10 protein-coding genes and 1 CRISPR repeat array (1 of these 11 cut by a window edge) are annotated in these 13,143 nt (G+C 29.5%); all 10 genes read right to left on the bottom strand.

The annotated features are described in order from the left end of the window. Window positions 1-2,726: a CRISPR direct-repeat array (repeat unit 29 nt; unit sequence ATTTACATTTCATTATTTTAAATTAAGAC); it reaches 731 nt to the left of the window's first position. Window positions 2,727-2,916: 190 nt separating this feature from the next. Beyond that, entirely contained in the window at window positions 2,917-3,198 is a 282-nt protein-coding gene (gene cas2 / locus PYW32_RS04795) for a CRISPR-associated endonuclease Cas2 (protein ID WP_016175470.1), read from the bottom strand. Between the two features lie 3 nt (window positions 3,199-3,201). After that, window positions 3,202-4,194 carry a type I-B CRISPR-associated endonuclease Cas1b gene (gene cas1b, locus PYW32_RS04790; RefSeq protein ID WP_016175471.1) on the bottom strand — a complete coding sequence of 331 codons (993 nt, stop codon included), beginning with the start codon at window positions 4,192-4,194 and terminating at the stop codon, window positions 3,202-3,204. Window positions 4,195-4,206: 12 nt separating this feature from the next. After that, entirely contained in the window at window positions 4,207-4,695 is a 489-nt protein-coding gene (gene cas4 / locus PYW32_RS04785) for a CRISPR-associated protein Cas4 (RefSeq protein WP_016175472.1), read from the bottom strand. 10 nt (window positions 4,696-4,705) lie between these two features. After that, on the bottom strand, window positions 4,706-6,937 hold the full coding sequence (locus PYW32_RS04780; protein WP_016175473.1) for a CRISPR-associated helicase/endonuclease Cas3: 2,232 nt from the start codon (window positions 6,935-6,937) through the stop codon (window positions 4,706-4,708). Between the two features lie 15 nt (window positions 6,938-6,952). Continuing rightward, window positions 6,953-7,681, bottom strand: a complete 729-nt coding sequence (cas5b, locus tag PYW32_RS04775; RefSeq protein WP_016175474.1) for a type I-B CRISPR-associated protein Cas5b — start codon at window positions 7,679-7,681, stop codon at window positions 6,953-6,955. Continuing rightward, window positions 7,668-8,543: a type I-B CRISPR-associated protein Cas7/Cst2/DevR gene (cas7i, locus tag PYW32_RS04770; protein ID WP_016175475.1), complete on the bottom strand. Its 876-nt coding sequence runs from the start codon at window positions 8,541-8,543 to the stop codon at window positions 7,668-7,670. Before cas7i ends, cas5b begins: the two co-directional genes overlap by 14 nt. Next, window positions 8,530-10,218 carry a type I-B CRISPR-associated protein Cas8b1/Cst1 gene (gene cas8a1, locus PYW32_RS04765; protein WP_016175476.1) on the bottom strand — a complete coding sequence of 563 codons (1,689 nt, stop codon included), beginning with the start codon at window positions 10,216-10,218 and terminating at the stop codon, window positions 8,530-8,532. Before cas8a1 ends, cas7i begins: the two co-directional genes overlap by 14 nt. 19 nt (window positions 10,219-10,237) lie before the next feature. Then, on the bottom strand, window positions 10,238-10,966 hold the full coding sequence (gene cas6 / locus PYW32_RS04760) for a CRISPR-associated endoribonuclease Cas6 (protein ID WP_016175477.1): 729 nt from the start codon (window positions 10,964-10,966) through the stop codon (window positions 10,238-10,240). Window positions 10,967-11,267: 301 nt separating this feature from the next. Continuing rightward, window positions 11,268-11,543 (bottom strand): HU family DNA-binding protein, encoded by a 276-nt coding sequence (locus PYW32_RS04755; RefSeq protein WP_016175478.1) that lies wholly within the window; start codon window positions 11,541-11,543, stop codon window positions 11,268-11,270. A gap of 228 nt (window positions 11,544-11,771) precedes the next feature. Next, window positions 11,772-13,082 carry a ribosome biogenesis GTPase Der gene (gene der / locus PYW32_RS04750; RefSeq protein ID WP_016175479.1) on the bottom strand — a complete coding sequence of 437 codons (1,311 nt, stop codon included), beginning with the start codon at window positions 13,080-13,082 and terminating at the stop codon, window positions 11,772-11,774. Window positions 13,083-13,143 lie beyond the last annotated feature (61 nt).

Genomic DNA, 13,143 nt, shown 5'->3' with positions numbered 1-13,143 from the left:
TTAAGACATAGTTGCAATTTCAAATCCGTAAGCACTATCCGCATTTACATTTCATTATTTTAAATTAAGACGATGTTGAAAATGGGTTTACACCACCTACTGGAAAATTTACATTTCATTATTTTAAATTAAGACTTGAAGGAACAAGGAATTGAAATCCTTCCGAAAGAGATTTACATTTCATTATTTTAAATTAAGACAATTATGATTAAATGCTACGAAAGTTTTTATTCTATATTTACATTTCATTATTTTAAATTAAGACGCTGATTCGCAAGATATTGATCCAAACGTTTTTTCAATTTACATTTCATTATTTTAAATTAAGACCAATTTTTTTCGCTTTCTTCCACTCGCCTTGTGACAATTTACATTTCATTATTTTAAATTAAGACTCGAACAGTTTTAGTAAATAATGAGCCGTTTTTCGTATTTACATTTCATTATTTTAAATTAAGACAAAGATGTTGTGCTACAAGCGTTGGAAAGTTACCTAAATTTACATTTCATTATTTTAAATTAAGACTCGTTGTGAAGTCCGTTGCTGCTCTGTCGCTCGTGAATTTACATTTCATTATTTTAAATTAAGACAGAGATTAGAGAATTGGCGAGTGAGGAGCGGAACGAATTTACATTTCATTATTTTAAATTAAGACAACAAACGACAGAAGATAAACTTGACGAACTTCTTTATTTACATTTCATTATTTTAAATTAAGACAAAGCAGATAAGCCAGGTAAAAACGAGAAATTCCTATTTACATTTCATTATTTTAAATTAAGACCCAGTACGTCCTGCAATTTCGTTGTATGCTGTATTTATTTACATTTCATTATTTTAAATTAAGACAACAAACGACAGAAGATAAACTTGACGAACTTCTTTATTTACATTTCATTATTTTAAATTAAGACAAAATTACGTTCTAAATTAGCTTCTCAATTTGCAAAATTTACATTTCATTATTTTAAATTAAGACAATAGTTACTAGATAACGTTGTCTCTGACGTATTAGATTTACATTTCATTATTTTAAATTAAGACGATAGTAGAAATCTGCACTTGAACATCTTCTGGTGCATTTACATTTCATTATTTTAAATTAAGACGTAACAATTCCAAAACAGCATTTAAAGAATTAAAAAATTTACATTTCATTATTTTAAATTAAGACATATCTTTAGAACTTAACAATCCGTTGATATGCACGATTTACATTTCATTATTTTAAATTAAGACTCGTACCTGACTGAATAGAAAACCATTTTGTACGCATTTACATTTCATTATTTTAAATTAAGACGCCCCTAAATCTATAGCTTTTTTGAACGTTTTGAGATTTACATTTCATTATTTTAAATTAAGACTGATACTCCAGCGGTTTTAATAGTTAATTGTCCTTGATTTACATTTCATTATTTTAAATTAAGACCCTGTCTCCCGTCCGTATTTATACTGTAAAATTAAATTTACATTTCATTATTTTAAATTAAGACAGATAAATGAACCTTTAAACCTAGAACGCCTTAGAAATTTACATTTCATTATTTTAAATTAAGACTCTGCCTTAAAGGTACAGAGGTATTGACGTTAATATATTTACATTTCATTATTTTAAATTAAGACTCTTTGATTAACTTAATTTGCGCAAACTTTGTCGTGATTTACATTTCATTATTTTAAATTAAGACATAAATCCGGATAAGTAGCAGCGTTATCCATTTCTAATTTACATTTCATTATTTTAAATTAAGACTGCGAACGATTGCATGAACCCTTGTATCAATCAAAATTTACATTTCATTATTTTAAATTAAGACTATATGAAATAATGAAAAAGATTCAAGGGGACAAAGATTTACATTTCATTATTTTAAATTAAGACGAAAACCGATTATACGTTTGACGTATTAGGTTTAAAATTTACATTTCATTATTTTAAATTAAGACTGTGATAGCGTTAAAATGATTAACTAATTTTTTCAATTTACATTTCATTATTTTAAATTAAGACACATCAACCGCTGTTTCTTGTAAGGTTTTTCCATAATTTACATTTCATTATTTTAAATTAAGACAAACTCGTAACACCAAGATTGTGTTTTTCTTGATGATTTACATTTCATTATTTTAAATTAAGACGAAACAGAAAAAGAAACAGTTACAATCTATTACAAATTTACATTTCATTATTTTAAATTAAGACAGCAAAGAAGAATGTCTTATAATTGTTCTTACCAAATTTACATTTCATTATTTTAAATTAAGACCTAAAAGTTTTTGTGGTGTCAATGTATGTTTAGCAAAATTTACATTTCATTATTTTAAATTAAGACTCAAAGAAAAAGAAATTGAAATGCGTGTTCAAGCATATTTACATTTCATTATTTTAAATTAAGACGTGCGAAAAATCCGCCAAAAAATGCCACCTTTTTCAATTTACATTTCATTATTTTAAATTAAGACATTACCAAACAGGGCAAAAGATAAAAGAGTTTGTCAAATTTACATTTCATTATTTTAAATTAAGACTTGTATTTTGCCTGTATAATCTAAATTATTAAGATTTACATTTCATTATTTTAAATTAAGACGCAGTCAAAAATTAGTTGACAAACACGTTAAAAAAAAATTTACATTTCATTATTTTAAATTAAGACTATGACCCGGAATTTCACGACAAACATTTTAAGCATATTTACATTTCATTATTTTAAATTAAGACTCCGTTGCATAAGAATATTGATACATATAGGATTCATTTCGCATTTCTGTTGATAGGTCCTTTTTTAATCGCAAATTTAATTTATTGATGGTAATATCATTAAACTTTTATAGTTAAAACCTTGATTTATCAATTGTTCAACTCATTCTGTCGAACTATTATTAATTTTACACTATTAACGATAGATAGACTAGAAAAATGTAGAAGTTTTTTCTTCTTCATTCATTCCCCAAAAGTCTTTTTTCAACCATCTGCGTTGAGTACTATTGAAAACAACTACAGAATCCATATCATCGCGAATAAATTCAGATAGCTCTATTTGTAACTTCTTTAATTTACTTTGAGTTAATTCTCCTTCAAAAACAGATTTTTGAACATGAGTTAGATATTTCTTGCAAATTTTAAAAACATTTCTAGAAATTCTTGCACCAGAACCCTCAGTAGAAATATCATATATTAAAATAATATACATCTATTACCACCATATTTTAAACCCTTCATAATTTTTATCATTCATTAAATGTTTAATTAGTTTATAACATTCTAAACGCATTAAGTGACGATAAGATATATGTCGTTTTAATTCTCTATGTTTAATTGTTTTTTCTAACCGTTCATTATATGCTTTTAAAATTTTTTGTTGTGCATTTTTTTTTAGATAACAAAAATTAGATTCTGTATCAAAATCTGATTCAGAAATAACTTTTTTATTCAATAACGAAAATATTAATCGATCTACCAATATCGGTTTAAAAATTTCTGCAATATCTAACGACAATGAAAATCTTCTATCACTTGCACTATGCAAATAACTGATTGTCGGATTGAGTTGAGAGACATAAATTTCAGAAAGACAACTAGTATAAACAAGAGAATTCAAGAACGAAATCAAAGTATTAATCATATTATCCGGTGGTCGCTTTACACGTTTTTGAAAATCTATTTTTTGATTTACAACAATTGCCCAACATGTATAATAAACCTGATGGATATTTCCTTCAATTCCCATCAATTCTTGAATATTTTTTGCACGACTAATCAGTTTTCTCAACGCTTTTAGTTGATCCAACTGTGTTTCTAAGTCTTTCCCTCTTTGATGATAATAACGCACATTGCGATAAATATTATAACTTGCAGAATAAATAATTTCTTTAGCAATAATCAGTCGACGTGTTTCATCAGTGTAATGTTCTACTTGACGAATCAACAAGTTACCCGATATATTAACTTCTTTCGGATAGAAACTTCCTGTATAATAACCATAATAATTAAAAAGATGCATGGGAATTTTGTTTGTAGAAAGAAAGTTCAAACATTTAGTATTCATACTTGTTTCACCAAACAAATAAATATCTCTAGTCATTTCTATCTTTATATCCTTGAAACGTCCATCTGGTGCAGTCATTCTCACAACGTTGTCTTTCCTTTTTAATTCTCCACTGCTAAATAAATAATAACTTTCCACCATTGAATATCCTCCTTAAGAAAAACAATATTCATAAAATGCACACTTCTTACACCATTTTTTATTTATTGTAGCGGGTGCATTTTCTTGGTTACTTATATATTCAATATCTAATAATATATCTTTTAATTTCTCCTCTTCTTCATCATTCAATAATATTTCCTTGCGTTTTTTTAATAAAGGATAATCTAAGATTCCTCGTTCAACAGCTATTCCTTTCTTACGTAAATAAGAAATATAGTATCGAACTTGCCATTCTGCAGATTCTTCCATTGATTTACTTTTTTTAACTTCATGAATAATTTTCCAATCTTGTAAGAAATCAATATTCACTGTTTCGTCAATCATAATTTGCTTTTTTTCTCTGGTGTAACTTGATTGATCCAATAATTTACCCAATTGAACATTCTCATGTTGTTCTTCAAAAGATAGACGATGAACATGCAACCATAGTTTTCTATGACAAACAAAATAATAATTAATCATTGTACCTGTAATTTTCATAAATATTCTCCTAGAAAAATTGATCTTCCACGTCAATATCTGCTTTTTTCTGTCTTTTATGCAATTCTATTCCATTGTTACTATCATAATTGCAACTGATTAAAATACTTATTTTTTCATAATCATTTATTTCCAGCTCTTCTATTTCTAAACCTTTGAGTGCATACATAGGTAAATCTACTTTGTATTCATTTAATAGAATACGTCCTTTTTTCTTTTCTATTTTTTCTTGAGATGTTGCTATTTTGCTTGGAATTTTTAAAAGTTGAACAAGCTTTGTAATTATTTTTTTGTTTTCTTCATAAATGCTTGAAGGTATTACACTCAAATTATGGATGTTCCGAAATTCATTCAACACCTCATTTTTGGTTTTTTCTCCTTCAAATAATAACTCTAAGAATTCTAAGTGATCATTAATCGACTGATAAAAAGTTGATGTCTTGACTTTATCAGTTGTAAACATTTGAGAAATCAATTTTATTTTTTCTGATTCTGTTAATGGACCAGAAACTTGTAGTAATGCATTTTTAGACAGTTCATAAATTTCTTTGTCAATGACCGTTCCAATTCCTGAACAATTTTTACTTCCTCCATCATATACATAGACATTTATACCTATTTCTGGAATCCATGGTCTTTTACGATAACATCTACCCATTCGCTGAAATAACCCACTCAAATCAGAAAGTTCTGTAAATAAGATATCAAAATCAATATCTAGGGAGGCTTCCACAATTTGCGTGGAAATCCAAATACCTGCATCTGTATTTCCATTTTGGGCAAAATCAAGAATATCTTTTTCTTTTTGCGTACGATCTCTACGAATAAACGCACTATGCATTAAGTGTACACATTCTGTTCCTACTTCATCCGAAATTTGTTGATACATTTGTTTTGCTTGCTTTATCGTATTACAAATAACTAGAATTTTATTTTTAGAAAATACTCGAATTATTTTTGAAGTATTCATTGTCTCATGTAAAATCTCTACACTATGGCGAATCATTAAATTTTCATCTACAAAACCTTCTTTAGGTTGCTTAAAACGTAATCCTTCTTTCATCATTAGATCTGTAATATATGGTGGAAGTGTCGCTGTTAAAACAGCAAAACTTCCACCATAATCTGTAATCATTTTCAAACCATAAATCAAATAAGCCAATAAATCAGCAGAATACATTTGAATTTCATCAATGATTACTTTGGAATACGACAATGTAGCAATTTTTTGCTCATACCCTGGATAGCGAAAAACTATATCAAACAATTGATCTAGTGTACACACTGTTAATGGCAATGATAATTGTCTTGTTCTATTTACATAATTATCTACATCTAATAACTCTTCAAAAATGCCCTCATCTTTGGCTCGTAAATATTCTTGATGAATACTAGAATGTAATAAACCTATTTTTTGTTCTTGTGTATCTTTAACAACTTTTGTTACTATTCGATTGTATATAGCATTAATAGCAGCTTTAATTGGTAAAGTAAAAAAACCTTTATTATTACCTAACCATAGTAGTCCTGCTTCAGTTTTTCCTAAACCAGTTTGTGCAGTAATCACAAGATTTTCCTTTTGATGTGTTAACATATATTCCTGTAAATCATTCCATTGATACCCTAAATTCCCCATCGAATCTATAAGAAAATCATTAGGATGTTCCACTTCTATATGACCACTTGCTGCATAGTCTAATCGATTAAGCAATCCTTTTAACATAACATAATCAAAGTACGCATCACCAAATTGAATAACTGACATGTGAACATCATGTTCAAAATATTTTTTAGATAACACTCGTATATGCAATTCATCAATTCCCAATTGTTGATATGGGAAATCAGTAACATCTAAAGTACTTACTTCTCGTTTGATATCCGCTATACTCACCTTACTAAAATCCCGCTCATGATGTCTTCCAATGGCATAAGCTAAAATTTCCACTTCTTCTTTACTAAATCCTTTATGAATCAATTCTTTTGCAGGAATAAAAGCTGTGCTTAAAAGACCGTGTGGAACTTCTCCAGCTGTGGTACGTAAATTTTTGTCAACTTTATATTGAAATTTTTCGTTTAATTTTCCTAAATCATGATATATGCAAGCCAATTTTAATAACGCCCAATTTACATTGATATCAGGATAAATTTCTTTTAAAATATCTAAGTTTTTCAAAAGTAACTTCGTATGTTGAATGATAGTTTCTCCATCAGATTTGGCTAAAAATTTTTTCCCTTCCATACACGCACCTCTCAATTAACTTGCAAATACTACTTCTCCATCTTCATCACAAACTATAATAGTATCTTCAACTATTGTTGTTTTAGTAACATATAATACTTCTTTTTTCGGTAACCATTTCCGAAATACTTGCGGTTTCTTTTTTGTACCATAATCAACTAGCTCATATTCTTTAGAAATAAAATACCTTGTCCCCTTTACTGCATGCTTTCCAATATCACCAAAGTATGATTTGGGAATATAAGCGGCCTGATTAACATCTTTATCATTTTGAAGTTCTACTTCGCTCAATTCTACTATTTTTACTTCATCAATAGTTACAAGGTCTTCTCGTCTTCCCAAAGAAGGATATTCATACGGAAATAAAAATGCTTGCTCAATAACAGATATTAGTTCTTGATTATTAGGGACAATGTGTAACATTAAATGAACATCAACTAATAATTCGGCAGTGGCGATACCACGTGAAACACCAAACTCACCAGCTTTAATTTGATGTCTCCCTTCTTCATATTTCATTCCATTACTAAACTCATAGCGTGTATATAAATCATTAACTTTTGAAAAATAGCTTCCTTGAATACTAATATCCATTTTCTGATATTCAGTAAATTGACATACCGCATGCACCATTCCGATGACTGTTGAATAAGGCGGAAGTGGATATGTCTCTTTTAATTGTGTGCTTGTTGCTTTTTTATAATTAACTAAATCTTGAGATAATTTTAATCTAATTGCTTTCATAATACTCAGCAACTTTCTTTCTGATATTCTCTAAGGATTCTGCAATATTTACCGCAAACAATTCATTTTTTATTTCCTCTGTATTTTTAAATTCATCGTCAACAATTCCGCAAATCGTATCATCAATAACCCGTTTGCTTAATACAGATTTAATTGGATTAAGCTGAATAATCCCTTCTTCTACATTCACAACATTTTGGAAAATTGGATTCTTTACATCATAAACACCACCAATAATGAACAACGGTTTTAAATCCTCTCTTCGACCACGAATATCTCGATACAAATACTCAATGGTTCCTAATAATTTGTCTACACGTCGATTTTTTTCTGTATTATCCAATTCAATGCCGTCTACTACATCAATACCAATCTGATCTAAATCTATCGTAAGTGTATAGCGATAATATGAACGATGAATTTCTGCTTGTGCCAAATTCATTGACTCATTATCACGATCAGCTAACCCTTTGTTTGTTAAGAAATCGGTATCATTTTTGAATGTATCTAAAGAAATTGCATTGGATAATCTGACTTTCGCAGAACGTTTTTTACCATTAGAACCTTTTTGTGTTTTCAAATAACCAAAGAAATCTAATTCTGGATACTCAGCAATAGTTGTTTCTGCCTTAAATTGCATGACTTTTTTATCCCCACTACCCTCGCCTTTTACAGGAGTCAATGGTTCACCTAATTGCTCAACAATGTTATAACGTAGAGCTTGACGAGAAATATAAGTATATTGTTCGCCTTTTCCACGAGTAATCTTTTTCAAAGATGCCACATTCCCTAATGATTCTCCATAATTAGCACTTTCTGCTTCAAAAATAATTGTAACCGTTAATCCTTTATTCTCCATCATTTTCTACCCCCGAATTTTTAGTTTCAACTGGTCCAATAATACCTGATACAAAGCTATAACCAATCGTTTTAAAAGTCTCTCGATCTCTAAAAATATATTTAAATTCGATTGGAACTGCTTGATTCATATATGCATAACAATTTAAAATAATATCCATAAAAGTATCACGGTCATTTGCTCGTAAAGCATTTAATAATTTGTGAGAAATCCCTGCTACTTTACGCGGATTATTATAACCTTTTTTGAATAGCTGACTAACATACCATACACGATTTACAATATTTTTATCTAATTCTGTCATTGCATTTATTCCTCCTTCTAAGAATTTTTGATTAATTTTAATTAAATTTCTAATATGAATTGATTGATAATATAAATCCGAGCGATTCGTCACTTTTAAAACAATTAACTGATGAATTAAACTGAATAAATTTTGACTGTTAAATAATCGTTCAAGAACTAATTGATAGATGTAAAAACGTTCCTTATTACTTGAAAAAGTTGTTCTACGTAATAATTCTAATTCTCTCTTACTATTAACGATAACACTTATGATATTTTTAGAAAGAATATTAAAACGATACGTTTCATTTTGATAGCGAATTACTTGTACATCTTCTAACTCATATTCATATCCTCGTTCTTCCTTCTCATTTAATGAACGAATCAAAGCACCATAAGTATTTAAATTCAAAGATGTTTCTTTATTGAGAACATGTACTTCTTGTTTAATTAGATTATTAGTTCTTTTCAAAACATCCAAACTTGAATTTGCATTGACAAATATCCCTTGATTCCCCACATACGTCATTCCTGCAGGTAAACAAGCATATAACAATTTGCATAGTGGACAAATAGCTAAATCATTTTGAAATTCCCACGCATGAGCATTTTTTCTTGCAACATCATAACCAGTCTTTTGTAAAAAAGATAAGGTATCATTTTTCAAACTTTTGATAGGCTGCTGGCATGAACAACACGAAAATTTATATTTACTTTTATCAACTCCTAAATATTCTTTCAAGGGTTGAACAAAATATTTTTCAAATTCAATATAACTATCCTTTTTTGAATTTCCGGTATTTAAAAAAGCTACACCGTCCCACCCTTTGTTAATTACTGTATAGATAACATTTTTAGCAGCAAGATATTTTCTACCATCATCACTAGTAATATAATCAATAATTTTTGTTAATTTTTGAAACCTATCTTTTACTTCAGTAATGACTTCATTCTTTTTATCAGCAAATTTATCTTTGGTTTTTAAAATAGATACAACAGTTAATTCTTTACCAGCTCGTTCAATATCATAATTTAATTTAATAAAAGGATATGCTGCCTTATAACTACTACTTTTCAAATAATATTTTACTGTATCACGAATATAACTATTTAAATGATTGAGACTATCTTCTGTAAAATTCTCAAAATTTGTCTGTTCAAAGTATTCTATTTGTTTTCTGTAAGATACTATTTTGTAATAAGATAAACTTTTTTCATAGATATTAATGAAATAATCGAAATATTTAGTCGAAAAATTGTCTAACATAGATTCAGAAAATATAATTCCATCCTTATTTTGTTTAACATTTTTATCTCCTACAATATTTATAAAACCTAAGATAGCAGCATTTTTATTCCATTCGTTTAAATATACATTAATTTGGTCACTCATTTTTTCACCCCCTAAATGGCTAAATTTTTTCCAACAAACCAAAGCCACTACCACACATAGAACCTAGTCCATTAGATATTAATTCTTCCAATAGATAGGGTTCCCCAGATAATTTCAACCTTCCAATAGATACATTAATTTTCTTTTCATAATGACTAACTACTGTTTGTTTCATTGCTAGTGGTTCAATTACTAACTTGTCAATATCATATACGACGTGTGGGCCTAGTTTATTAGTTAATTTAATTTTTAAATTTCTTCTTAGTATTTCTTGAAACTCTTTATCGCGATAATCAAAGAACCAGTCTTTTCGGGTTTCTCTGTTATGGTCTCTACATATAATAGGAGATAATGTACGACAAATTACGGTCTTTTCATTTATTTTTGGTGTAGATACTGTGTTCACTTGAACCACTTTTACCTCTCCCGTTTCGTCTCCCCAATCAATCACTTTATTCTTTAATGCCTGAAATACATTGTAAAAATGTAGTAATATCTCTGCATCATTCGTTGAAAAATTCACTAAGAGCTGTGACTTATTTTTAAGATAAACTTTATTCTGTACGAATTTAGCGTTTGGCAAAAAAACAGAAAATGTATAATGCTTCATTTGATTTGAACTAAACAAATCATGGAACAGTTCTTTATCAATTTCAGATAATGACATTTTAATCATCATCATGATTTTACGACGATAGTCAATAGGTAAAACTTTACTTGGAACATCCATTACAAGTTTAATGCGCACTCTATTGCAACCCCTTTCAATATTCGTAGTAATTGTTTTGTGATCTTCATCAAAGTCTATCTATAATTTATCAAATATTTAAGTTAGAGTCAACGAATTATATTAAATATGTTTATTAAGGTTTTAAAAATAACAAAAAAAGAGAAAATAAATATTCTCTCTTTTTATCATCACATTATTTTAGATTAATATTGCTTTGAAACTTAAGTATGTTTATTAATTTACATTACATTTTATTAAATTAACTTCCCTGTTATTTCAAACAAAAACCCTCGATTAATCGAGGGTTATTAAAAGCGTCTTATTTAACTGCGTCTTTAAGAGCTTTACCTGGTTTGAATGCAGGTACTTTGCTTGCAGGGATTTTGATTTCTTCACCAGTTTGTGGGTTACGTCCTTTACGTTCTGCGCGAGAGCGTACTTCGAAGTTACCAAAACCGATCAATTGAACTTTTTCACCGTTAGCTAAAGCTTCTTGAATAGTTGAAAATACAGCATCAACTGCCGCAGTTGCGTCTTTTTTAGTTAAATCAGTAGCTTCTGCAACTTTTTCGATTAATTCTGCTTTGTTTGCCATGGATGGTTTCACCTCCTGAAAAATTTTATGATGCTTTCCATCAATCACAAAACTTGAGTGGTCCAAGCCTTGCGACAAATATTGATTTTCATCATCAATATTCTGCTATAACGTTATCATAAGAACCTTATAATATCAAGGGATTTAACGTTTTCCAATCGTTTTTTTAATTTTCTTCTCTGATAAACAACTATTTTTGTCAAATAACGCAAACTATGGTAAAATTTGTTATTTTCTTCTTCTTGGAATAATTCGGATTGGCGTTCCTTCAAACGTGAAAGCCTTACGAATTTGGTTTTCTAAGAAACGTTCATATGAAAAATGCATCAATTCTTCTTCGTTTACAAAAATAACAAAAGTTGGTGGTTTAACTGCAACTTGTGTACCATAGAAGATTTTCAAACGTTTGCCTTTATCTGTAGGTGTAGGGTTGATTGCTACAGCATCCATAATTACATCATTTAATAATGCAGAAGGGATACGTAAGTTTTGATTCATGCTAACTTGTTCGATTAACTCAGGTACTTTATTCAAACGTTGTTTCGTTTTCGCTGAAACAAAAATAATTGGTGCATAATCTAAATATTGGAACTCTTTACGAATTTCTTCTTCAAAATCACGCATGGTATTGGTTTCTTTTTCCACTAAATCCCATTTGTTTACCACAATCAGCATACCGCGTCCTGCTTCATGCGCATATCCTGCAATACGTTTATCTTGCTCGCGAATACCTTCGTCTGCGTTCAAGACCATCAAGACGACATCTGAGCGTTCAATCGCACGCATCGCACGCATCACACTATATTTTTCGGTACTTTCATACACTTTCCCGCGTTTACGCATTCCTGCTGTATCAATCATCGTGAATTCTTGTCCGCTTTCACTCATAAAATGCGTGTCAATCGCATCACGTGTTGTTCCTTCAATATCTGAAACAATCACACGATCTTCACCTAAAATCGCATTAATTAAAGAAGATTTTCCAACATTCGGGCGACCAATTAAGCTGAATTTGATGACAGAATCATCTTCCTCTTCTTGCTCGGTACTAAAATGTTTTACTGCTTCATCTAATACGTCTCCGATTCCTAAACCATGGCTCCCAGAAATTGGATAAGGTTCACCCAATCCTAAACCATAAAATTCATAAATTTCTGCACGCATTTCAGGGTTATCTACTTTATTAATTGCTAGAATCACTGGTTTGTTGCTCTTATACAAGATACGTGCCACTAGTTCATCTGCATCTGTAATCCCTTCTTTTGCACTTGAAACAAAAATGATAACATCTGCTTCTTCAATTGCGATTTCCGCTTGGTGCTTGATTTGATCCATAAAGGGTTCATCACCCAAATCAATCCCACCAGTATCAATAATACTAAACTCTCGACCTAACCATTCACCTGTTGCATAAATACGATCACGTGTTACTCCTGGAGTATCTTCTACAATCGAAATTCGTTCACCAGCAATACGGTTAAAAATTGTAGATTTTCCGACATTCGGACGACCTACAATCGCTATCGTTGGATTTGCCATTTTTTTACCTCCATCTTAAAACGCATAACGAATTTGTTTTTTCAAAAACACCTAGTTCATC

The organism is Enterococcus saccharolyticus subsp. saccharolyticus, assembly GCF_029023825.1.
Taxonomy (GTDB): domain Bacteria; phylum Bacillota; class Bacilli; order Lactobacillales; family Enterococcaceae; genus Enterococcus_F; species Enterococcus_F saccharolyticus.
Note: the sequence above shows the minus strand (reverse complement) of the source record. Positions and strands in the feature narration are given on the sequence as shown.